The sequence below is a fragment of the Breoghania sp. JC706 genome, from assembly GCF_037026715.1.
GTDB lineage: Bacteria > Pseudomonadota > Alphaproteobacteria > Rhizobiales > Stappiaceae > Breoghania.
In genome coordinates, this window is the sequence record NZ_JBANCG010000012.1 from 84,403 (window position 1) to 108,830 (window position 24,428).

Below are 24,428 nucleotides of genomic sequence, written 5' to 3' on the forward strand. Positions count from 1 at the left end.
ATGGAATGGCACGAGACACCAGCCCTGCGCTGAACCAACTTGAACGCGAACTCGGACACGAATTCTCCGACCGCTCGCTGATCATCCGTGCCCTGACCCACGCAAGCGCCCTGCCCTCGGCGCGCAGCGCCACGGAAAATTACGAGCGGCTGGAATTCCTGGGCGACCGCGTGCTGGGCCTTGCCGTGGCGGACATGGTGTTCCAGACCTACCCGAAGGCGGAGGAAGGCGAGCTGGCCCGCCGGCTCAACCATCTGGTCAAGCGCGAGACGTGCGCGGAAGTCGCGGCCGAACTCGGCATCGGCGCGCTGATGGTGATCGGCGAGAGCGAGGCGCAGTCCGGCGGCCGCGCCAAGGTGGCGCTGCTCGCCGATATCTGCGAATCCGTTCTGGGCGCGCTCTACCGCGACGCCGGGTGGGACGTGGCGCGGCGCTTCGTCGAAAAGCACTGGCGCGGCCGCATGCTGGCGTGGTCCGGCGACCAGCGCGACGCCAAGACGACGCTTCAGGAATGGGTGCAGGGCAAGGGCCTCGCCACCCCCAACTACCGGATCGCCGAGCGCTCCGGCCCAGATCATGCCCCCCTCTTCACCGTTACCGTGGCGGTCGACGGCATGGATACCGGATCGGGCACCGGCCCCTCCAAGCGGCTTGCCGAACAGGCAGCGGCCGAGGCCGTCCTGCGCCGCGAAGGCGTCTGGTCGGGATCCGACCAATGACCGGCAACGACCGACACAACGACAACGACAACGAGATCGAACCGACCGTGACATCCGATACCGCCGGAAACGGCGCCCCGAACGAGACCGATGCCAGCCAAGACACCGCGGCCGCGAAAGGAACCCGCGCCGGCTTCGTCGCGCTGATCGGCGCGCCCAACGCGGGCAAGTCGACACTTCTGAACCGGCTCGTCGGAGCAAAGCTCTCGATCGTCACCCACAAGGTGCAGACGACGCGCGCCATCATGCGCGGCGTGGCGATCCACGGGACGGCGCAGATCGTGTTCGTCGACACGCCCGGCATCTTCGCGCCGAAGCGCCGGCTCGACCGGGCGATGGTGGACACCGCGTGGAGCGGCGCGGAGGGAGCAGATATCGTCGCCCTGCTCATCGACGCGCGCAAGGGCATCGACGACGAGATCGCCCCGATCCTCAAGCGGCTGGCGGATCTGAAGCGGCGCAAGGTGCTGATCCTCAACAAGATCGACGTCACGAAACGCGAAGAATTGCTGGCGCTCGCCCAACGTGCCAACGCGGAAGTTCCCTTCGACCGGACCTTCATGATCTCCGCGCTCGACGGTGACGGTGCCGAAGATCTGATGGACTATTTCGCCGAGCACCTGCCCGCAAGCCCGTGGCTCTACCCGGAAGACCAGATCTCCGACCTGCCGCTGCGCATGATCGCGGCGGAGATCACCCGCGAGAAGCTTTTCCTGCGGCTGCACCAGGAGATCCCTTACGCCTCCACGGTGGAAACCACCCAGTGGAAGCAGCTGAAGGATGGTTCGGCGCGCGTGGAACAGACGATCTACGTTGAGCGCGAGAGCCAGAAGAAGATCGTGCTCGGCAAGGCCGGCCAGACCATCAAGGCGATCTCGCAATCCGCCCGCCAGGATATCGCGGCGATGGTGGAACACCCGATCCACCTGTTCCTGTTCGTGAAGGTGCGCGAGAACTGGGGCAACGACCCGGAACGCTACCGCGAGATGGGACTGGAATTCCCGCGCTAGGGCAATTCGCGGATAGACGGACACAAGCTGCCATCCTTCGAGACGGCCGCTCTCCAAAGCGTGGAATGAGTTAGGGAGCTTGTTCGAGGCTCCGGGCTTTATGCCTGTGCCTCCCGCAAAGGCCTCTCCGTCGTCATTGCCCGGCTTCGTCCGGGCAATCCATCGCAGGCTGCGGCGTATGCGGAACGTGCTGGATCACCCGGACGGAGCCTGTGCCCGCGAAAGCCCTCAGAGCTTGTTCGTGCCGAACTTGTTCGACCTCGGGAAGCCCGGCGGCGGGAGCCGTCCGGCCTGGGCGCGGTCGCCGCACCAGTCGGCCAGTTCCTCCAGCGTGCGGGTGAAGCTGCGGCTGGAGGAATCGACCCAGGTCAATCCGTCCTCAGCCTTGAACACCGCCGCATCCGAAATCCCGCCGTCACGGTAGCGCTGCAGCCGGACGCCACGCCCGCGCGTCATCTCGCCCACCTGCTCCAGCGGGAAGACCAGCAGCTTGCGGTTCATGCCGATGACCGCGACGCGGTCGCCATCCGCCGGCACGCAGAGCTTGGCTTCGGCTCCGGCGGAGACGTTCAGCACCTGCTTGCCCTTGCGGGTATTGGCGACCACCTCGTCCTCGGGCACGACGAAACCGCGCGCGTCGGTGGCCGCGACCAGCAGCTTGCGGCCCGGCTTGTGCACGAAGACGGCGACGATGTCCTGATCCTGGTCCATGTCGACCATCAGGCGGATCGGCTCGCCCTGGCTGCGCCCGCCGGGCAGACGGTCCGGCGTCAGTGTGTAGAAGCGGCCGCCGGTGGAGAACACCAGAAGCTTGTCGGTCGTCTCCGCCGGGAAGGCGAAGGCGAGCGCGTCGCCCTGCTTGAAGGACAGGGTAGAGGTGTCCTGTATGTGGCCCTTCATGGCCCGGATCCAGCCCTTCTCGGAAACCACCACCGTGATCGGCTCGCGCTCGATCATGGCGTTGTGGATCTCCTCCACGTCGATCTCCTTGGCCTCGCCGAAATCCGTGCGGCGCTTGCCGATCACGGTTTCCGGGCCGTAGGTCTTGCGCATCTGGCGAATTTCGCCGGAGATCGTCTTCCACTGCAGATCGTCGGAAGCGAGAAGCGCGTTCAGCTCGTCACGCTCGGCCGACAGCTTGTCGTGCTCGGAACGGATCTCCATCTCCTCCAGCTTGCGCAGGGAGCGCAGCCGCATGTTGAGGATGGCTTCCGCCTGGATTTCCGTGAGCTTGAAGGCCTTCATCAACTCGGCCTTCGGCTGGTCCTCGTAACGGATGATCCGGATCACCTCATCGAGGTTCAGATAGGCGACGAGATAGCCTTCCAGAACCTCCAGCCGGTGCTCGATCTTGTCGAGCCGGTGCTGGGAGCGGCGGATGAGCACTTCCTTGCGGTGCTCCAGCCATTCCGACAGCACGTCCCTCAGGCCCAGAACGTTCGGCACCTGGCCGCGCGAAAGCACGTTCATGTTGAGCGGAAAGCGGCTTTCAAGCTCGGTCAGCTTGAACAGCGAGGCCATCAGCAGGTTCTCGTCCACATTGCGCGAGCGCGGCTCCAGCACGATGCGGATGTCTTCGGCGGATTCGTCGCGGATATCGGCGAGCAGCGGCAGCTTGCGGGCCATCAGAAGCTCGGCGATCTTCTCGATCAGCTTCGACTTCTGAACCTGATAGGGGATCTCGGTGACCACCACCACCCAGGTTCCGCGCCCGGTCTCTTCCCTGTTCCAGCGCGCCTGTACCTTGAAGCCGCCGCGCCCGGTCCGGTAGGCCTCCAGGATCGAGGCCGGATCTTCCACGAGGATGCCGCCGGTTGGGAAATCAGGGCCCTTGACGAACTCGACGAGCTTTTCCACCGGCGCGTTCGGGTGCTTGATCAGATGCAGCGCCGCGTCGCAGATCTCGGCCACGTTGTGCGACGGGATCGAGGTCGCCATGCCCACCGCAATGCCGGCGGAGCCGTTGGCGAGCAGGTTCGGGAAGCCGCCGGGCAGCACCACCGGTTCCTCGTCGAGGCCGTCGTAGGTCTCGCGGAAGTCGATGGCGTCCTCGTCGATGCCTTCCAGCAGAAGGCGCGCGGTCTCTGTGAGGCGGGCCTCGGTGTAACGCATGGCGGCGGCGCTATCGCCATCTATATTGCCGAAATTGCCCTGTCCCTCGGCGAGCGGATAGCGCTGGGAAAAGTCCTGCGCCAGACGCACGAGGGCGTCGTAGATGGCGCTGTCGCCGTGCGGGTGAAACTTACCCATGACATCGCCGACGATGCGGGCACATTTCTTAAAGCCCTGGCCGGGATCGAGCTTCAGGAGCCGCATGGCATAGAGCAGCCGGCGGTGCACCGGCTTCATGCCGTCGCGCACATCGGGCAGCGCCCGGTGCATGATGGTGGAGAGCGCATAGGCGAGATAGCGCTCTTCCAGCGCTTCGCGCAGGTTGATCTGCTCGATGCCGTCCGGCCCCTTAGGACCTCCGGCGCCACCACCTGCCCCACCGGGCGGAATCAGCTCGTTTCCCATGTGTTCTGGGTATCGCGGGCGCACGAATCGCGCAAGGCGGGAAAGCGCGGAAGGGCGGGATTGCGAGGAAAACCGGCTCGGAGTGGCACGCGACAGAGGTCAGTCTTCGCCCCAAACATCGGTTATGAGCGGACCATAGATGATCCGTTCGATCTCGATGGCGTCCGTTTCGATACGATAGAAGATGACGTGCGATCCATGGACGAACCGGCGATGACTTTCATTTGCCGGATCGGAGCGCCGGCCGAGCCGAGGGGCTGAGGCAAGAAGTTCAAATATGTGCTGAAAAGATATCTGGTATTTGAAAGCCTGCTCCTGCCCAAAGGTCGTGATGCCTTCAATAAGGATAGCTTCCAGATCGGCGACCGCTCCTGTCGAGAGCCTATAAGGCATTTTGACGTTTGGCCTTGAGCGCTGCCGCCCCGTCGAGCGCTCGCTGCCAGATATCGCCCATGGTGAGATGGCTTGTCGGGCTCCGTCGCCCGCGTTCGACCGCCTCGCGCAGGAGCGCGTTTCGGTCATCCTCCGACAAGGCGCGCAAAGCCACCAGGTCCGCCGCCGTCGGAGCGGCGAGAGAGGTCACAATGATCCTGCCATCAAGATACGTCTCACTCATGGACCAAGAATAACAGTTCGGGTTCAAATCACCAACGCCGCGATGGTATTAGTCGATCAGCGCCCGCTTCATCGCCGTGACAAACGCCTCGCGCGATGTCGGCCACGGCAATTCGCGCGGGCCGTAGACGTGCCGGTCGAGGAAGAAGCCCGTCAGGCGGAAGGCGTCGACGAGTTCCTGAAAGGTCGCGCTGGCCGGAACATTCGTGCCCTGCATCCGGTGCAGGAAGGCCGGCAGCGGCAGGAGCTTGTCTGCATAGGGTGCGCCCGCCTCGCGGCTCACCGCACGGCCCGATTTCGGCGAGACCCAGACGAGATCCTGCGTCACGCCGGTCGCGGCGCAGGCCGAAAGATCGAGCCCGACGCCCAGTTCGTTCAGCATTTCCAGCTCGAAGCGCACCAGAAGCGCGGCGGCTACGCCTGCATCGTCCATGTGCTCCAGCACCACCTGAAGCGCGGCGTAGAGGGTCGGGTGCGGATCGCGTTCGGGCAGCAGGCGCAACAGGGCCGCCAGCGTCTGCACGCCGTGGATGCCGATGGGCGTCTCCATCAGGGCGGCCGCCCTCAGTTCGAGGCCTTCCACCTGGAAAGTGCCGAGATGTCCGTCGAGGCGCGCGCGCCACGTCAGACGAACGGAATTTCCCGGCTGCAGCGTCGGTTGCATCTTGCGCGAGCGCCCGCCGCGCACCAACCCCAGATGCCGGCCGCGTTCCGCCGTCATCACCTCCACGATCGCGGAGGTTTCCCCATGTCTGCGCGTGCCAAGGATAATGGCGTCGTCGGTCCATTCCATGGGGGGAGATTAGACGATTCCGGGTGCTGCGCGGGGAGAATGACGGAGCGACCGGCCGGGTGGCACGAGCCTGCCCTCACCTCGCGCTTTCCGCCGGCCAGAACCCCGTTTCAGGATCGCGCCGCATGACCCGCACCTCGATTTCCGGCTCAAGGCACCGCGTGCACTTGAGCCCTGCCGCCACCGCCTCCAGGCTCGCGTTCTGGTCGAGACGGTCGATGTTGAGATAGCGCAGCCGCGCGCAGTTCGGGCAGCAGATGGCGAGGCGGGCGCCTTCGGCGCGGATTTCGGCGACGGTCGTCATCCTCAGCCCTTTTCGCGCAGCAAACGCCCTTTCTCGCGGTCCCAGTCCCGCTTCTTTTCCGTCTCGCGCTTGTCGTGCAGCTTCTTGCCGCGCCCGACCGCGAGTTCCAGCTTCGCTCGGCCCCGGTCGTTGAAATAGAGCCTCAGCGGCACCAGCGTCATGCCGTCCTTCTGGATGGCACCGATCAGCTTGTTGATCTCCTTCTTGTGAAGGAGAAGACGGCGCGGGCGCTTGGGCTCGTGGTTGAAGCGGTTGCCCTGCAGGTATTCCGGGATGAAGCTGTTGATCAGATAGATCTCGCCGCCCTGCTCCGTGGCGTAGGATTCCGCGATCATGCTCTTGCCGGCGCGCAGCGACTTGACCTCGGTGCCGGTCAGCTCCAGCCCCGCCTCCAGCGTGTCGATGATCTCGTAGTTGAACCGGGCCTTCCGGTTGTCTGCGACGACCTTGCGGTTCGTGTGCTCGCCCGCCTTCTTGGGAGCCATCGGGATCATCCTTCGTGACGCGCGAGGCCGGACCTCGAAACGAGAGCCCGGCCTCGTGATTGTTTCGCAAGTTCAACGCAAACGGCGCGCACGGCCGCGCGCGCCGCCTTCGGTTGATCGCCTCAGTTGATCAGGCCCGCATGCACCATCGCATCGCGGATCTTCGCCTGGGTCGGCTCGGTGACGGGCACCAGCGGCAGACGCAGCCGGTTTTCCATCTTGCCGAGCACCGACAGGGCATATTTGGCCCCGCCCGGGCTCGGTTCAAGGAACATCGCCCGATGAAGCGGCATCAGCCGGTCCTGATAGGCGAGCGCGGTGGCGAAATCGCCCGACAGGCACGCCTGCTGGAACTCCGCGCACAGCTTCGGCGCGACATTGGCGGTCACCGAAATGCACCCGTGGCCGCCATGCGCCATGTAGCCGAGCGCCGTGCCGTCCTCGCCGGAGAGCTGGTTGAACTCCGCCCCCATCGCCTCGCGCTGGTCGGAAACCCGCGCGATATTGGCAGTGGCATCCTTCACCCCGACGATGTTCTTGCAGTCGGCAAACAGCCGCGCCATCGTCTCCGTCGTCATGTCGATCACCGAACGCGGCGGGATGTTGTAGATGATGATCGGAATGGAGATGGCGTCGTTGATCGCCTTGTAGTGCTGGTAGAGCCCTTCCTGATTGGGCTTGTTGTAGTAGGGCGTGACCACCAGAACGCCGTTGGCGCCCGAAGCCTCGGCCGACTGCGCAAGCTCGATCGCCTCGGTCGTGTTGTTGGAGCCCGCGCCGGCGACAACCGGCACGCGTCCGCCGGCGGCATCCACGCACAGCTTCACCACGCGCTTGTGCTCGTCATGCGACAGGGTCGGCGACTCGCCCGTGGTCCCCACCGGCACCAGACCGTGAGAGCCCTCTTTTATCTGCCAGTCCACGAAATCCTGGAACCCTTTCTCGTCGACCGAACCATTACGGAACGGTGTCACGAGTGCGGTATAAGATCCCTTGAACATTCTGGCTTCCTCTAGTTCTGCCGTTTTCCTGCCGCCTTCGCGCGGTTGGATAGCGCCGGACAATAGTCGTCCGCGAAAGCCTCGGCAAGCCGCGGTTTCGGCGCAGTCACAAGCGTTTTGCCGCCTTGCTTCGGCCACACAAATGCCTTCGGCGCGGCTGGTTTGGTAAACGGCCCGTTAATCGGTGAAGCGCTAGCATTGTCGCGAAGACGATCCGGACATTTCGGGGCCGAAGTCCCCTTTTCCAATGATTTACGCCGAATGCGAGATGCATGAATGGCCACTGCCGAGACCAGCGCGATGACCGCTCCCCGGGCCGATAACCAGCCGCAGGGCCCCAGGACGCCGCCGCGCGTGCCAGCGCGTAACGGCTGCCGCACGCTCACGGGACTGCGCACGATCCTTGTGGCCGCCATCGCCGGACCTCTTGCCGCACTGCCCGGCATCGAGGCGGCACGCGCCTTCGAAGGTACCAGCACCCTGCCCCGGCCCAAGCCGCAATCAACCGCAGCCTACGCCGGCCCTGCGGCGACGCCCGGCGAGGCGATCACCCAGCTCGTCGCCGGGCAGACGCCCGTGCCCGACCGCAAGCCGGAGATCACCGGCGCCATCGCCTATGCCGATCCCTCCCCCGCGCCCGCCTACACGGTGCCGACGCCGACACGTTCGCCGCTGCAGTCGGAGGACGAGGACGCGGCCGAACCCCTCGGCATTTCCGCGCCCGACAGCGCCGGTTCCGTCGCCCAGCTGAAGAGCGCGCTGGAGGCCATCGACAAGCGCGACGTCGCCGCCGCCTTCGCCATCCGCAACCGGATGTCGCCCTCGCTCGACCGCCGCATCATCGACTGGCAGATCATCGTCTCCGGCGATCCGGTGGTGCCGGCCTCCTTCATTACCGAGTTCGCCCGCGAGGCGCCGCACTGGCCGAACGCCAAGCTGATGCGCCGGCGCGCCGAGGTGGCATTCGCCCGCGAAAAACCCGAGGACGCGGCTGTTCTCGCCGCCTATCGCAGCGCCGGGCCGATCACGCTGACCGGCAAGGTCGCCTATGCGCGCGCGCTCATGGACACGGGCCGGACCAGCGATGCCGCCCGCATCATCCGCGAGGTCTGGCGCACGGACACGTTCGATGAAGGCTCCGAACGGATGATCCTGCGCGACTTCGGCTCGCTTCTGCGCACCGCCGATCACGACCGCCGCGTGGAAATGCTTCTCTACAGGGAGCGCACCAGCGACGCGCTGGAGCTCTCCGGCAAGCTCGGCTCCGCGGCACGCGCCTATGTGAAGGCCCGCGTCGCCGTCATCCGCCGTTCCAAGGACCAGAAGAAGCTGATGAACGCCGTGCCGCGTTCCGAACGCTCGCGCGCCGGCTACGTCTTCGCCGAAATCCAGATGCTGCGCCGCTCCGGCGACGACAAGGCCGCCGTCAAGCTGATGCTGAAGGCGCCGACCAAGCAGGAAGCGCTTGTGGATCCAGATGAATGGTGGATCGAACGGCGGCTTGAATCGCGCATGGCGCTCGATCTGGGCGATGCGCGCGCGGCCTACGCCATCGCGGCCAATCACGGCGCGCTCTCGCCCGCCAAATATGCGGAAGCCGAATTCCATGCCGGCTGGTATGCCCTGCGCTTCCTGAAGGACGCGCGCCGCGCCGAGCCGCATTTCCGCAACATCGCCCGCGTCGGCACGACGCCGATCACCATCTCGCGCGCGCAATACTGGATCGGCCGCGCGCTGGAGGCGCAGGGAAAGAAACAGGCGGCAAACGCGGCCTACGGCCAGGCCGCCGTCTTCGGCACCACCTATTACGGCCAGCTCGCCCGCACCCGGCTCGGCATGGCCCAGGCGGCCGTTCCGCACGCCCCGAAACCGACCGCCACCGACAGGCTGGCGTTTGAGCGCAACGAACTCGTCCACGCCATCCGCCGCATGGACAAGGCCGGCCAGTTCGACGAAACGACGCTGCTGTTCAGAACGCTTGCCCTGACCTTGCCGACAGCCGGTCAGGCCGCCCTTCTCGCGCAACTGGCGGAAGAGCGGGGCACGCATCAGCTCGCGCTCATGGTCGGCAAGCTGGCGGCCGGACACAACAACGACGCGGCCCCCCTCGCCTTCCCCACCGAGGCGATCCCGCGCAAGGCAAAGATTTCGGCCGTGGAAAAGCCCGTGGTCTATGCGATCGCGCGCCAGGAAAGCGCGTTCAATCCGGCCGCCAAAAGCAGCGCCGGCGCACTTGGCCTCCTCCAGCTCATGCCCGGCACCGCCAAGGTGACCGCCCGCAAGGCCGGCATGAAGTATTCGAAATCGGCGCTCACCAGCGATCCCGCCTATAACGCCACGCTGGGCGCGGAGCACCTGAGGGAGCTCATCGACGAGTTCGACGGCTCCTACATCATGACGTTCGCCGCCTACAATGCCGGGCGCCGCCGCGTCTACGAATGGATCGACCGCTTCGGCGATCCGCGGTCCGGCAAGGTCGACCCGGTAGACTGGGTGGAGCGCATCCCGTTTACCGAGACGCGCAACTACGTCCAGCGGATCACCGAGAACCTGCAGGTCTACCGCGCCCGCATCGATGGCAAGGGCCTGAACATCGCCGCCGATCTCTCACGCGGCAAGCCGAACTGAGGCGCCGTCGCGCGAAACGACGAGACAGACACAAAAGGCCCGGCGGATCGCTCCACCGGGCCTTTTGCTTTTCAGATCGCAGGAACGATCAGAACGTGCGCTGGACGCGGAACACGCCGACGAGCGTGTCGTCATCGGCAAACGTGCTTCCGACCGAACCTCCGTTAATGTCCCAGTCTTCCGTCTTGTATTCCAGCTCGACGCCCATCAGGAACCCGGCGACCGGCGACCAGACCACATTGCCCTGAACGCCGATCTGGTCGACGTCGAAGTCGGCACTCAGAACATCAAGGCTGTACCTGGTGTAGGTTGCCGTCAGTGCGGACGAAATCGTCGGCGTCCAGTGATGGGTCATGCCGGCACCGATGCCCCAGGCCTCGAGCAACTCAAGATCGTCCGAGGAGCGGTCAATCGCGTCCGGCGCGATGGCATCCTCATGGACATACCGTGCCGCTCCATTGGAGTAGGCGCCCTGGATGCTGATCGTGTCGCCCGGCGCGAGCATCGGGACGTTGAACGTCGCGCCCGCACCGATCGCCCAACCGATCTCAGTATCGCGCACGGTATTACCGGTCGGCGTGCCGCCAACAACGATTTCGCCGCCATTCACCTCATGGAGAGCGCCCATGATCTGCGCCGAGCCCCACCCCTGATCGACGCGAACGTTGGCGACCAGGTCCGGCATCTTGTGGCCACCGTACACGTCATACGTATCTGACAGATCCCGGGTGCGAACGGCCGTATTCCGCGAGAACGTTCCATCTTCCACCGACAGCGTGGCGGAGAAACCGTTGCCGAAGCCGTGGGTGTAGGCGAACAGGTTCGTGCGGTGATCGGAGAAGCCCTGCTGGATGATCGAGCCCCAGTTGTCGCCGGTGTAGAAGTCGAAGAACGATTCCGCGCGACCGAAGGTGAAGCCGCCGAACTGGATGAAGCCGTCGCGCAGCTCCACGTCCGGGTTGTCGCTGCCCGAATCCTGGGTGAACCACAGATCGACATAGGTGCGCAACAGGCCGTATTCCGTCTGTGTGCGGGAATCGAAGCGGACATAGGCGCGCGCGCGTGTCGTCGTGCCATTGCCGTTGCGCGAGCCCCACGCGACGTTGCCGTCATCGGCGAAGTCCTGGAAGCGCAGCTCGACACGCATGCCGCCCTGGATACGCAGGCAGGTCTCGGTACCGGGGATATAGAAATAGCCGGCGCCATAGGCATCGCAGACACGAACGTAATCGACCGGCTCCGGAGCGGACGGCAGGTCCGCCGCCTGCGCAGCGCCAAGGCCGGCAAATCCGGCAAGACCGGCGAGCAGCAGCGTGTTCTTCTTCATGTTGTTGATTCTCCGAAACATCCCGGGGGGACCATCGGATCGCCCCCGCGTCAAAAGCTGCGGCGAACCTAGAGGGGGCACCACGCGCAGACAACCAAAGTCATGCCGATCGCGCGGTGAAGACGGCTATTCCCGCAACAGTGTGTCCTATTTGAAACATTCTTTTGAATCATGGCGAAATGGCCCCGGCGCAATCGGTCCCGACCGCGCGCTCCCGCCTCCGCCGGGCGTGGCACAGCCTCTGCCTCTCCGGCTTCTCTTCCCCTCCGCGCTTGCTTTCCGACACGAAAAAGCCCGGCGGATTTCTCCGCCGGGCTCTCGTATCCAAACCTTCAGGTTTGGATCAGAACGTGCGCTGAACGCGGAACATGCCGACCAGATCCTCGTCGTCGAGCAGGTTCGTGCCGACGGTCTGACGGTCGTAGTCCGTCTTCAGGTATTCAAGCTCGACACCCATCAGGAAGCCGGTGATCGGCTCCCAGGCCAGGTTGCCCTGAACGCCGATCTGGTCGAGGTCGTAGGTGGTGCTGAAGCCCTCGAGCGCGGCATAGCTGGCGGAGAAGCCGGACGTGATCGTCGGGGTCCAGTGATGCTTGAAGCCGCCACCGACGCCCCAGGCCGTCGTCGCATCGACCTTGCCGTTCTTGACGACGCCGTCATAGGGCAGGTTGGACGAGACGTAGGCCACCGCGCCCTTGGAATAAGACGCCTGGAAGGACACCGTATCGCCCGCCGAGATCATCGGAGCGTTGAAGGTGACGCCGGCGCCGATCGCCCAGCCCATTTCCGAATCGCGAACCGTGCTGTCGCCATAGACCTGATGCAGCGCACCCATGATCTGGGCCGAGCCCCAGCCCTGATCGACGCGCAGGTTGGCGACGAGATCCGGCATCTTGTGACCGCCGTAAACGTCGTTCGGATCGCCGGTCGTGGTGAACGTGCGGTTGCCGATGATGCCGCGCGAGAACGTGCCGTCTTCGACCGACACCGAAGCGGAAAAGCCGTTGCCGAAGCCGTAGGTGTAGGCAAAGACGTTCGTCTCGTGATCGGAGAAGCCCTGATCGAGGATCGAGCCCCAGGCATCGCCGGTGTAGAAGTCGAAGTAGCCGTGCGCCACCCGGCCGAAGGTGAAGCCGCCGAACTGGATGAACCCGTTCTCCAGCGTCACGGTCGTATTGTCGGGGTCGCCGTTCGAATCCCCCGTGAACCACAGATCGACGAAGGTGCGCAGCAGGCCGTATTCGGTCTGGGTGCGCGAGTCGAAGCGGACATAGGCACGCGCCCGCGTCGTCGTCGCATCGCCCTCGCGCGAGCCCCAAGCCGAATTGTCATCGGCGAAATCGCGGAAACGGAACTCAACGCGCATGCCGCCCTGAACGCGCAGGCAGGTCTCGGTTCCGGGGATGTAGAAATAGCCGGCGCCGTAAGCATCGCAGACGCGGACGTAATCGACAGGCTCGGGAGCGACGGGCAGATCGGCCGCCTGGGCCCCCGCAATGCCGCCGAGGCTCGCCGCAGCGGCCACCAAAACGAGCGTTCTTGTCATCGGTTGTGACTTCCATCTGATGAAAGGGAGGACGCCGCGACCGGGCGCCGTTGCCTCATTAGGGGCAACCTAGTCCCATGCGCAGCCAATGCAATCCTGGATGTCACGAAGAAACCGTCCAAAACAAACATTCGAAAAGACAGTTGCAGGAAGGCCACGACTTCCACGGCGATGCTTGTAATAAGTTACCACACGGGATTTTCAATTCTGTTACTGCGTAATATTCGAGCAACGCAGCAATCCGCCATTTGCAGTGCATCGAATGAGAAATGAATTTGGGCGAAGAAGACGACGTTAGACTTTACGGCGAAATGGTGGCGCGCAAAGAATTTACATCGTGGAGGAAAGTGCAGACGCAAAGAGCCCGGCGGATTTCTCCGCCGGGCTCTCGTATCCGATCTTCAGGAGATCAGATTAGAACGTGCGCTGGACGCGGAACATGCCGACCAGATCGTCGTCGTCGGCGTCGACGGCGGTACGGTCGTAGTCCTCATTCAGGTACTCGAGTTCGACACCCATCAGGAAGCCGGAGACCGGCGACCAAACCAGGTTGCCCTGAACGCCAACCTGGTCGACGTCGTAATCGCCACCCTTCGACTCAAGCGTCGCGTAGGATGCCGTCAGAGCGGACGAAATGGTCGAAGTCCAGTTGTGCTTGACACCGCCGCCAAAGCCCCAAGCGGTCGTGGCCTTGACGTCGTTGCCGACAACGACACCATCAACGTCGAGGTTCGACGAGACGTAGGCAGCCGCACCCTTGGCGTAGGACGCCTGGAAGGAGACGGTGTCGCCAGCAGAGATCATCGGGACGTTGAAGGTCACGCCAGCGCCGATCGCATAGCCGAGCTCGGAGTCACGAACGGTGCTGTCGCCGTTGACCTGGTGCAGAGCACCCATCAGCTGAGCAGAACCCCAACCCTGGTCGACGCGCAGGTTAGCAACGAAGTCCGGCACCTTGTGGCCGCCGAAGTAGTCGTTGAAATCGCCGTCGGCGTCCTTCGTGCCATCGCCGATGATGCCGCGCGAGTAGGTGGCATCTTCAACCGACAGCGTGGCGGAGAAGCCGTTGCCGAAGCCGTAGGTGTAGGCAAAAGCGGTCGTCTTGTGATCGGAGAAGCCCTGGTCGAGGATCGAGCCCCAGGCGTCGCCGGTGTAGAAGTCGAAGAAGCTGTTGCCGATACGGCCGAAGGTGAAGCCGCCGAACTGGATGAAGCCGTTCTTCAGCGTCACAGACGGATTGTCGCTGCCCGAATCCTGCGTGAACCACAGGTCGACGAACGTGCGCAGCAGGCCGTATTCGGTCTGGGTGCGCGAGTCGAAACGGACATAGGCACGAGCGCGGGTCGTCGTGCTGTTGTCGTCACGGCTATCCCAGTCATTGTTGCCGGTGCTAGCGAAGTCGCGGAACCGCAGCTCGACGCGCATGCCGCCCTGGACGCGCAGGCAGGTCTCGGTGCCCGGGATGTAGAAGTAGCCGGCGCCGTAGGCGTCGCAGACGCGGACGTAATCGACCGGCTCCGGAGCGGACGGAAGATCGGCAGCCTGGGCGCCTGCGATCGTGAACATGCTCGCAGCAGCAGCGGCGAGAACAAGTGTCTTGGTCATAAGTAAGCTTCCATATCAAAGCAGGTGGGACATCAGGTGCGAGATCCCCTCCTCGCAAGCCGGAAGATACTCAACGTATTTTCTCGCGCAATCCAAGAACGACCAAAGGCAGCCGCGAACCGTTACATTGGTTGGCATAGTTGCAATAAAGACACGGCTTACCTGGCGTCAATAAATATTCAGTCATTTATTATAGTATATCTGATATTTACATTGCGTCATTTCTACGTCTAGCCAAGTTAACAAGTGCGCATTCAGATTCAATGTAACGTCTTCACTGCCCTTCCGGCTCGTATTTTCGTTTGAAATGATCATTTTAGATTAGGCATTCGCCCCATCGAATACGGAAGAGCGCGGCCGCATGGGTGACCGCGCTCTCATTCTGCCTGCCGATTACATTTGAAAGACGAAAAAGCCCGGCGGATTTCTCCGCCGGGCCCTCGATCCGATCTTGTCAGATCAGATTAGAACGTGCGCTGAACGCGGAAGATGCCGACCAGCGTATCGTCGTCGTCCAGGCCAAACGCGTTGCCCGTGGCGTTGTAGTCGATCGACTCGTACTCGAGCTCGACACCCATCAGGAAGCCGGAAACCGGCGACCAGACCAGGCTGCCCTGCACGCCCCACTGATCGACATCAGCATCCGGATTGGCGCCGAGGTCGTTGTTGAACGAGGCGTAGTTGGCCGTCACAGCAGACGACAGGGTCGGCGTCCAGTGGTGGGTGAAGCCACCGCCGATGCCCCAACCGGTCGTCGTCTCGATGTTGGTTCCGGAGATCGCCGCCGCATCCGCCATGGCAGCCGACTCGTGGACGTAGCGCACCGCGCCGTTCGAGTAGGCACCCTGGAAGCTGATAGTGTCGCCCGGCGCGATCATCGGCACATTGAACGTCACACCGGCACCGATCGCCCAACCGACTGCGGAGTCGATGACGTTCCCCGTCGAACCAGACGTACCGGCCGAGCTGTTCGTCCACGTACCCGTGCCGGCATAGACCTGATGCACGGCACCCATCAGCTGGGCCGAACCCCAACCCTGGTCGACGCGCAGATTGGCCACCAGATCCGGCCACTTATGACCACCGTAGTTGTCATAGATGTCGGTGCTGTCGCCATCGCCGTTCTGATTGCCGAAAAGAGCTTCCGAATAGGCAATGCCGTTGCGCGAGAAGGTCGCGTCTTCGGCGGACAGCGTGGCGGAGAAGCCGTTGCCGAAGCCGTAGGTGTACGCGAACAGGTTCGTGCGGTGATCCGAGAAGCCCTGCTGAACGATCGAGCCCCAGTTGTCGCCGGTGTAGAAGTCGAAGAACGACTCGGCGCGACCGAAGGTGAAGCCACCGAACTGGATGAAGCCGTTCCACAGCGTCACGGACGGCGTCGTGCCGGTGCCGGAATCACCGGTGAACCACAGGTCGACGAAGGTGCGCAGCAGGCCGTACTCGGTCTGGGTACGCGAGTCGAAGCGGACATAGGCACGAGCGCGGGTCGTCGTGGCGTTGCCGTCACGCGTGCCCCAAGCCGTGTTGTCGTCGGCGAAGTCGCGGAACCGGAACTCAACGCGCATGCCGCCCTGGACACGCAGGCAGGTCTCGGTGCCCGGGATGTAGAAATAGCCAGCGCCGTAAGCGTCGCAGACACGGACGTAATCGACCGGCTCCGGAGCAACCGGCAGGTCCGCAGCCTGAGCGCCGGCAACAGCGAGCGTGCCCGCCGCGGCGCCGAGGATGAGGGTCTTCATAGTCATTACCTGACCTCCAATAGAAATCAAAAGGAAGAAGTCTGGGCCCTTACCCAACGTTTCGACTGCTTCCGTTTCCCCGCGATTTTGCTTCTCGCATTGTTTGCTGCGTCATCTGACGCGGTGTCGAACAATCAAGCAGCAGAGGTACGACGTTCCCGCCGTTCGCAAAGTCACCATATCCGGATCGCCCGACCGTTCAACCGACATCAGCAGTTGCGGAAGCCCAGGAAGCCGCTTTCGGGTCACGGTGTTGCACGAAAAACACGAACTGACCGTCAAACTTAAGGTTTCGATAGTAAAATAGGCAGTTTAAATATTCATTTGAGTCACTGGAAGTGCCCGTTGCTGTGACAGATATACCGGATTCCCTAGCGAATCTCGACCTGAACACGTGCCGACTTGCCGGAAGAATCAAGAACAGACAGCGTCACGAATCCAGAACCATCCGGAACCCAGCGGAACTGACGTCGATGTACTGTCTTGCCGATCAAATGATCATTTGAGAACAAGTAGAACGGAGGCCGTCCGCGCGACACCCTCACCACCACGCCGCCGATGCGTTGCGTGCCTGCGGTCTCCACATCGAGAACGGCGCCGTCGGGCGGAAAATCAATGGCGAGCCCATCGCGCGCGCCCTCCCCGCGCCGCACCCGCACTTCGCGCAAAGGTAGGGGCAGATCGGTCCCGGACGCCGCGAGCGCGCCCGCAGGCGGCCCGGCAAGAGGTGCGAGCGGCCGACCAAGGCGGGCAAAGGCGTCAAAGAGGATGGGGGCTGCCGCCCTGAATCCGGTGGCGCCGGCAATCGCCGCCCCATCGGCACGCCCGGTCCACACGGCGATCACCACATGGCCGTCAAAGCCGACCGCCCATGCGTCGCGATAGCCATAGGACGTGCCGGTCTTGAAGGCGATGCGGCCGCCGATTGCAGCCGAAGGCGCGGGCGTGCCGGCCAGGATGTCGCCGACATACCAGGCGGCAAGCGGGCTCAGCACGTGCTCGCCACCGCCCGCCGGACGCGGCCCGTCCGCAGATTCGCGCAAGGCGACGGATGTCCCTCCCCGGGCAATCGCACAATAAAGGCCGGCCAGATCGTGCAGCGTGACGCCGATCCCGCCGAGCCCGATGGCAAGCCCCGGCGCTTCGCCCGCCGGCAATTCCGGCGCAACGCCGGCCGCTCGCATCCGCGCCATCAGCCGCGCCGGCCCCACCGCATCCAGCATCGCCACCGCAGGCACGTTGAGCGACAGCTCCAGCGCCTCGCGCACGGTGACGGTGCCGTGAAACGCGTGATCGAAGTTTTTCGGCGCATAGCCGGAAATGGTCGTCGGCCTGTCCTCGATCAGGCTTTGCGGCGCGGCAAGTCCCTCCTCGAAGCCGAGCCCATAGATGAGCGGCTTCAAGGTGGAGCCGGGCGAGCGCACCGCCCGCGTCATGTCGATGGCGCCCTGCCGCCGCTCATCGAGATAGCCCGGAGAGCCGACGGAGGCGAGGATTTCGCCGGTGGCATGGTCGACGGCAAGAATCGCGAGCGACCGCTTCGGCCCGAGCCGGCCCGCCCGCACCCGCGCCAGATCCTCCAGACGCGCCTGAAGCCCAGCATCGATGGTGAGATGGTGAACGTTCGCCTTGGGATCGGCGGCGACCGCCCGGTCGGCCGCGTGGGCGGCCAGCATCGGAAAGGGTCTGCGGCGATCGGGCATGCGTTCCCGCCGCGCGGCCGCCGCTTCGCCCGCCCCCATCGCGCCGGCGGAAACCATCCGCGCCAGCACCCGGTCGCGCGCCGCTTTCGCAGTCTCGGCATGACGATCCGGCCGCCGTGTCTCCGGCGACTGCGGCAACGCGACCAGAAGCGCCGCCTCCGCCGCCGTCAGCCGTTTCGGCTCCTTGCCGAAATAGGCGAGCGTCGCCGCCCGCACGCCCTCGATATTGCCGCCGTAGGGCGCCTTCAGCAGATAGAGCGCGAGAATCTGTTTCTTGGAGAGATGCCGCTCGATCTTCCAGGCGCACAGGATCTGGTGGATCTTGCCGGCCAGCGACCGCTCGCCACCGCAATCGATCAGCCGGGCGACCTGCATGGTCAAGGTGGAGCCGCCGGAGACGATTCGCCCCGACGATATCCCTTGCCAGGCCGCGCGCAGCAGGGCGCGGAAATCGACGCCGCCGTGGCGATAGAAGCGCCGGTCCTCGTAGGCGAGCAGCATCTTCTCGAATTTCGGATCGACATCACCGGCCGCAACAGGCATGCGCCAGCGCTCGTCGGCCGCCGCATAGGCCCGCAGCAACCGCCCGTCGCGATCCAGAACCTCGACGGATTTCGACACCTCGTCCGGCATAGGGATTGGATCGCCGATCAGGCGCGGCCCTATTATATAAAAAGTGAGGCCCGCAAGCAGGACGAGCCCCGCGACGCCGCCCGCCACCGCCACGAGCGCGCGAAAAGACGGATGGCAGGGCCGGGTGCCGACCGCGCTGCCGCCCTCGTCGTCTCGCCCGGCGCCCATGCGGCCTGCCATGACGGCACCCTACCGGTTCGGGCCGACGACCTCGACCCGCTCCGTGGCCGTGCGCGCGAAGCGGTCCGGACGGTACATGTCTTCGACCTGCGCCGGCGGCCGGGCGTAGCTTCCCGGTGTCACGGCGCGCACCAGATAGGCGAAGGTGGTGTTGCGCGAGCCCGATCCGTCATGGTCGAAGGTGGCGACGAACCGATCCGTGCGGAATTCGGTGTGGGTCGCCTGGTCATCGAGCGCCAGCCAGTCGAGCCCGCCGAGATCGCCGCTTCTGACGAGCCGCGGATTGTCGATTTCGAAGCCGGCCGGAAGCGGGTCCACCACCATCAGCCGTCCCGAAAGATCATCCAGCGCCTGCACCTTGAGCACCACGACCATCCGCTGATTCTGCGCAACGGTTGATGCATCGATCTCCTTGCCGTCGAGATCAAAGGTCTGCCGCGTCAGCGTGAAGCCGTTGCCGGCCGCCGCCAGCGGGCCAGCGGCGGGGCCGGTCACCGTCGTCGCCACGTCAACCGGATCCTTGCCGCCATTGGCGACCTGCAGGGCGGCGTTCATCAGCGCCGCGCCGCTGTAGAGCCGGCTCGCCGGGCTCTCAAGCGCATCGCCGTCAAGCGTGAGGTCGGCGGTCTTGTCCGTCTTCAAAAGCGCATCGGCGGCCAGCAGCATCCACGCCTTTTCCTGCGTGCTGAGACGCGCCCGGTCGGCGGCGCCCGCCGCGATCCGGTGGGTAAGATCGTTGAGATCGACGCCGACCTTTCCCGAATCCGCGGCCAGCGCCAGCACCCCGGCCGCATCGCGCAGGTAAGAGCCATAGTCGGCGCGGTAGTGCCACGGCTTGCCGGCCTCCTCTTTGATCGCGGCCACCGCCGAGGCGAAGGCCGTGCGGGCCCGCGGCTGCTCGCCGTAAAGGGCGGCCGCAGCACCAAGCTGCGCCCTGGCAAGCGGCGTGGCGAAGTTCTGGAGCTTGGTGTCGATATAGTAGCGGATATCGCCGATGGACGAGCGCCCTGCCCGCGTCAGCACGTAGAGTGCGTAGGCCACGTCCTCGCCGCCATTGCGGAAGTCGGAGGCATAGGCGAGGCTGTTGGCCAGATTGTCGAGCGCCTGGGTATAGGCGAGGCTCGGCACGTCGTAGTCGGCCTCCCGCGCCCGGGTCAGGAAGTCGGCGACATAAGAATCAAGCCACAGGTTGCGTCCGTCGTCGTTCGGGCTCCACACACCGAAGGCGCCGTTGGACGCCTGGTTGGAGAGGATGCCCGTCAGCGCCTTCTGCACCCGCGCGCGCAAGGCGGCGTCGTCCGTCATGCCGGCGGCTTCCGCCACCTTGTTCAGATAGAGCAGCGGCAGCGCGACGCTGGTGAGCTGCTCGGTGCAACCGTAGGGATAGCGGTTGAGCGAGGACAACAGCCCCACCACATCGAGCCCGGCGAGCGCACCGGCCGAAAAGCTCACTTCGGTGGCCTCCGGCCGCAGCCCGTCGAGCATGCTGGAGCCGAGATAGATCGATTGCCCCGGCACCAGCGAGACCACGGAACGCCGCGTGATGTCGGGCGTCAGGTCGCGCACGCCGAGCGCCAGCGTCTTGGAGGCGACCGGCCCGTCGGGGCCGTTGACGACGAGGGTCAGTTCCGCATCCCCGACGATCCGCCCCTCGATCGGCACGCGCACCGCCTTGTACTCCTTCGCCGCCAGTTCAACGGTGAGATCGGAATCGGCCGCCGCAATGGCGATTTCAGGCGTTTCGGTGAAGGACAGCCGATAGGTTCCCGCCGGCCCCTCCACGTTGTCGAGTTCCACCAGCATGAGGGAATCGTCGCCGGGATTGAGGAAATGCGGCAGGCTGACGGAGGCGACGACCGGGTCGCGCACGATCACGTCCTTGCTCGCATGGCCGACGCCGGCTGCACTCCAGGCAACCGCCATCACCTTCACCGTGCCGTTGAAATCGGGAATGTCGAAATCGACGGTCGCCTCCCCGTCCTCATCGACCTTCACCACGCCCGAAAACAGCGCCAGCGGCTTCTGCGTCGGCGGCGGACCTTCGGCGCGAAGGCCCGCGCCGTCACCGCCCGAACGCACCGCGCCGCGCGTGCCCGCCATGCGGTCGATGAGCTGGCCGTAGAGATCGCGCATTTCCATGCCGAGCTTGCGCTGACCGAAATACCACTCGTCGGGCGCCGGCGGCTCGAAGCGGGTGAGATTGAGAATGCCCACGTCCACCGCCGCGACGGTGACATAAGCCTCCTCGCCCGGCGCCAGATTGGCGAGCTTCACCGGCACCGCCAGCGTGCCGTTCGGACGCATCGTCTCCGGCGCCGTCAGCTCCACATCGATATCGCGCTTGCCGGGGTCGACATCGAGCCAGGTCAGCCCGATCGCGCGCGCCGGCATCCGCTTGGCCTTGATATCCATCGGCCGATAGAGCGTGGCGGTCACATAGGCGCCCGGCCCCCAGGCATCGGTGACCGGCAGATCGACGCTCGTCTCCTTCGCGGCCTCCACCTCCACGACCTTGGTGTCGATCAGCCCGTCCGCCATCACCGCGATCAGCGCCGTGCCGGCAAACCGCGGCTGAAGCCGCAGCTTGGCGACCTCGCCGGGGCGGTAGCGCTCCTTGTCGAGGCCGACCTCCAGCACGTCCGGCGTGTCCGCGCTCGCCTTGGCGACGTACCATCCGGCGGAAAACTCCACGCTCGTCGCGCTCTGGTCCGGCCCGCCGGCAATCTCCAGCCGGAACCGGCCCCAGTCGACCGGCAGCGACAATCGACCCGGATCCTTTGCATCGAGATCGAGCGTCCCATTCGAAACCCGCTTCGTCGTCTTCACCGCATCGTATTGCCAAGATCCGTTGGCCTTGAACCACTGGTAGTGGGTTTCGATCTTCGACAGCGTCCAGGCGAGCCCCTTGGCGGACATCTGCGTGCCGTCGGGCGCCGCGAGAAGGACGTTGAACTCCGCCGGCCCGCCCTGCTCCACCGAATCCTCAAAGAGCGGACGGATGCCGATGCGCGCGCTGTCCGGCTTGACCTCGCGCTTCAGGGTACGCTCCACGTAGCGCCCGCCCGCATCGACCAGCCGCGCCACCACTTCGGCCTCGGCGAGCTGCGTGTCCACGGGGCTGTCGGGCAGCTGCAGCTCGAAGGCGAGCTTGCCTTGCGCATCGGTTTTCAGACCGGAGGGCAGCGACGAGGTGTTCGGATAGGCCTCCTCGTCCTCAAGCCCGAATTCGTAGCCCTTGAACGCCGACCATTCCCGGGTCGGGCGCACCGTCACCTCGCCTTCGAGCTTCATGTCGGCCGCCGGAGCGCCGTACAGATAGTCGGCCTTCAGCGAAATCTCCGCCGGCTTGTCCCGGTCGAACCGCTCCGCATCCGTTTCCAGCTCGAAGGCGACCCGTTCCGGCTCGAAATCCTCCACGAGAAAGCTCACGTCGGCGAGCGCGGCGCCCTTGGGATCGGCATAGACGGCAAGCGACCATGTGCCCCGCATCGCACCGTCGGGCAGCTTCAGGTCGGCCGCATGGCCGCCGAGCCCGGCATCGGGCACAACGACGCGGCGCTGCTCCACGCCGTCGGGGCGGGAGAAGACGAACGTCAGCGGCACGTCCGGCTGCGCCTTGGCCTTGTCGTCGCGCGCCAGCGCCACCGAATGAACGGTCGCGCCGGGGCGATAGACACCGCGCTCGGTATAGGCAAAGACATCCATCGGCCCCGGCGCCGGCCGGCCGTCGACGCCGCGGTCGGTCAGGTCGAACGGCGCCTTGGTGAGATCGAGAAAGGCATAGTCGCCGCCCTTGACCTCCGCGTTGAGCACCGCCGGACGATTGCCGCCGGTCCCGCGCGCAAGGCCGGGATCGAAGGCCGCCTGCCCGCCCTGATCGGTGACCGCGCTGCCGAGGACATCATTGTTGGCCGCGACAAGCGTCACCTTCACATCCGCGACCGCCTTGGCGGTGGAGAGCGAGCGCACGAACACGTGCAGCCCGTCACGGCCCGTATAGGCCGTCAGCCCGAGATCGGAGACGATGAACCACTGGGTTGCGAACGGCCCCCACTGGTTTGACTTGTCGTCCGGCACCCTGGCCACCAGCGCATAGGCGCCGGGTTTCAGGTCGAGACCGATATCGTCGAGCGGGATCGCGGTGGTCACGTCCTTGTTGAGTTCAGAACCGACCTCGATCCGGCCCTCCCAGACCTTGGAACCGACATCGTCGGCCATCTGGTCGGCCCGCCAGGAATTGAGCTGGTCGAGGAAATTGCCCTCGCGCACGAGATCGGCGAGCGCACGGTCGCCCACCCTGTAGATCTGGGCGGTGAGTTCCTTCGTGTTGACAGTGACAACGGGAATGGTCGGATCGTCGCCGCGCGGCAGCACGTAGGCGCGGCCCATGAAACGTACCGACGGCGCCCGATCGCGCACATAAACGGTGAGCTTCGCACCCTTTTCCAGCGTCTCGCCGTCGGCCGCCGGAATGCCGGGACGCACAGCGATCTCGTAGCGCGCGCCGTGGCGCACGCCGTCGACACAAATCTGCGCCTCTTCCACCGAAACCGACGTACCCGGCGCGCCGGTGACCTTGACGAAATCGGCGAGATTCGGCCTCAGCGTCTGCAGCTTGTCGGAAAAGATCAGGCAGATGCGCGGCTCGGCCGCATCGGAATCCACCTGATGCTCGACGATGCGAAAGCCGTGTTCGGCAACCAGCGCGTCGTAATCGTCGCGCAGCCGCGTGTCCTCGCGGATCGCGAGTGCCGCGCGATAGCTGCGGATGGCCGGCTTCCAGAGCTGGCGCGCCTTGGCGGAGACGGCAAGCGCCTCCAGCGCCTGGATGCGAGCATCGTCGTCGGCTGAGTGCAGGTAGGCGTTGACGGCCATTGCCGTCGCGGTCTCCTGCATGCGCTGTTTCTGCTGCCAGTCCTTGGGATCGGCGGCATTGGCGGCCTTGGCCGCCGACAGCCACAGATCCGGACGATCGGGAGCGAGCACCAGCGCGCGGCCGAAGAAGGTCACCGCCTCGACCGGCCGGCCGGCGGACATGGCGCCTTCGGCATTGGCAACCAGCACATCAAGGCCGAGGGAGCCGGGCGTGTAGCGTGTGGCGAGGCTTCTCGCAAAACGGTCGGCCTCCTGGCGCAGCGACGACGGCAGGTAAGCGAGCTCCGCCCGCCGCGCCTCGGTCTCCTTGGGCGTGGCCTGCGGCTTGACCTCCACGACCCGCCCGGCGACGGCGCCGGCGAAACTGCGCAAGTCGCCGAAATCGCGCTTCAGAAAGCACCAGCGGGCGGCCTGGTTGTAGGTGAAGGCCTTGCATTGCGGATCATCGAGACAGACGGCCTTGCAGGCCTCCAGATCGACATCCTTGGCCGTGCGATAGTCCGCCCCGAAATAATCCGCATCCGGAACCGTAACGACCCGCCGCTCGGCTGCCGCCGCTTCCTCGGAGAACGTGAACATAGCGCCGGTCGCCGCCATGGCTCCCATCACGACCGCACAGGCCGCGATCCGCCGCAATTTTGCGCCACGCATGACGTTCTCTCCCGATCGGTTCAATCCGGTTCGACGATGGGCGCGCGAACGCTTCGCGTGTTACGCGAGCGCCCGTGGCCACGATACGGAGTGAAGA

The 24,428-nt window shown here is 65.0% G+C and carries 15 protein-coding genes; 3 read left to right on the plus strand and 12 right to left on the minus strand.

The genetic code is table 11. The features are described from left to right. The first annotated feature begins 5 nt into the window (after positions 1-5). Positions 6-719, plus strand: a complete 714-nt coding sequence (gene rnc / locus V2L18_RS21140; protein WP_336180331.1) for a ribonuclease III — start codon at positions 6-8, stop codon at positions 717-719. Further along, entirely contained in the window at positions 716-1,729 is a 1,014-nt protein-coding gene (gene era / locus V2L18_RS21145) for a GTPase Era (protein ID WP_336180332.1), read from the plus strand. Before rnc ends, era begins: the two co-directional genes overlap by 4 nt. A gap of 228 nt (positions 1,730-1,957) precedes the next feature. Here era and parC read toward each other — a convergent pair whose 3' ends face one another. The 6 genes from parC to dapA all read right to left on the minus strand — a co-directional run bounded on the left by parC (position 1,958) and on the right by dapA (position 7,444). Beyond that, positions 1,958-4,246, minus strand: a complete 2,289-nt coding sequence (gene parC / locus V2L18_RS21150) for a DNA topoisomerase IV subunit A (RefSeq protein ID WP_336180333.1) — start codon at positions 4,244-4,246, stop codon at positions 1,958-1,960. Positions 4,247-4,345: 99 nt separating this feature from the next. Then, positions 4,346-4,639, minus strand: coding sequence for a type II toxin-antitoxin system RelE/ParE family toxin (locus V2L18_RS21155; protein ID WP_336180334.1), 294 nt, complete (start codon positions 4,637-4,639; stop codon positions 4,346-4,348). Positions 4,640-4,910: 271 nt separating this feature from the next. Continuing rightward, positions 4,911-5,654, minus strand: a complete 744-nt coding sequence (recO, locus tag V2L18_RS21160; RefSeq protein WP_336180335.1) for a DNA repair protein RecO — start codon at positions 5,652-5,654, stop codon at positions 4,911-4,913. A gap of 76 nt (positions 5,655-5,730) precedes the next feature. Beyond that, positions 5,731-5,958, minus strand: coding sequence for a hypothetical protein (locus tag V2L18_RS21165; RefSeq protein ID WP_336180336.1), 228 nt, complete (start codon positions 5,956-5,958; stop codon positions 5,731-5,733). Between the two features lie 2 nt (positions 5,959-5,960). Then, complete coding sequence (gene smpB, locus V2L18_RS21170) at positions 5,961-6,443, minus strand: SsrA-binding protein SmpB (RefSeq protein WP_336180337.1); 483 nt, start codon at positions 6,441-6,443, stop codon at positions 5,961-5,963. A gap of 122 nt (positions 6,444-6,565) precedes the next feature. Next, the gene (dapA, locus tag V2L18_RS21175; protein WP_336180338.1) at positions 6,566-7,444 is read right to left on the minus strand and encodes a 4-hydroxy-tetrahydrodipicolinate synthase; all 879 of its coding nucleotides are present in this window, start codon (positions 7,442-7,444) and stop codon (positions 6,566-6,568) included. 276 nt (positions 7,445-7,720) lie between these two features. Between dapA and V2L18_RS21180 the strand changes: the two genes are divergently transcribed. Beyond that, positions 7,721-10,072 carry a transglycosylase SLT domain-containing protein gene (locus V2L18_RS21180; RefSeq protein ID WP_336180339.1) on the plus strand — a complete coding sequence of 784 codons (2,352 nt, stop codon included), beginning with the start codon at positions 7,721-7,723 and terminating at the stop codon, positions 10,070-10,072. Between the two features lie 88 nt (positions 10,073-10,160). Here the strand turns inward: V2L18_RS21180 and V2L18_RS21185 are convergent, their stop codons facing one another. The 6 genes from V2L18_RS21185 to V2L18_RS21210 all read right to left on the minus strand — a co-directional run bounded on the left by V2L18_RS21185 (position 10,161) and on the right by V2L18_RS21210 (position 24,331). After that, positions 10,161-11,399 carry a porin gene (locus tag V2L18_RS21185; RefSeq protein ID WP_336180340.1) on the minus strand — a complete coding sequence of 413 codons (1,239 nt, stop codon included), beginning with the start codon at positions 11,397-11,399 and terminating at the stop codon, positions 10,161-10,163. Positions 11,400-11,742: 343 nt separating this feature from the next. After that, positions 11,743-12,945: a porin gene (locus V2L18_RS21190; protein WP_336180341.1), complete on the minus strand. Its 1,203-nt coding sequence runs from the start codon at positions 12,943-12,945 to the stop codon at positions 11,743-11,745. Between the two features lie 414 nt (positions 12,946-13,359). Next, positions 13,360-14,550, minus strand: coding sequence for a porin (locus V2L18_RS21195; protein WP_336180342.1), 1,191 nt, complete (start codon positions 14,548-14,550; stop codon positions 13,360-13,362). A 464-nt stretch (positions 14,551-15,014) separates the two neighbouring features. Beyond that, complete coding sequence (locus tag V2L18_RS21200) at positions 15,015-16,289, minus strand: porin (RefSeq protein WP_336180343.1); 1,275 nt, start codon at positions 16,287-16,289, stop codon at positions 15,015-15,017. 371 nt (positions 16,290-16,660) lie between these two features. After that, positions 16,661-18,805: a penicillin-binding protein 1C gene (gene pbpC / locus V2L18_RS21205; RefSeq protein WP_336180344.1), complete on the minus strand. Its 2,145-nt coding sequence runs from the start codon at positions 18,803-18,805 to the stop codon at positions 16,661-16,663. Between the two features lie 9 nt (positions 18,806-18,814). Beyond that, positions 18,815-24,331, minus strand: a complete 5,517-nt coding sequence (locus V2L18_RS21210) for an alpha-2-macroglobulin family protein (protein WP_336180345.1) — start codon at positions 24,329-24,331, stop codon at positions 18,815-18,817. Between the last annotated feature and the right edge of the window lie 97 nt (positions 24,332-24,428).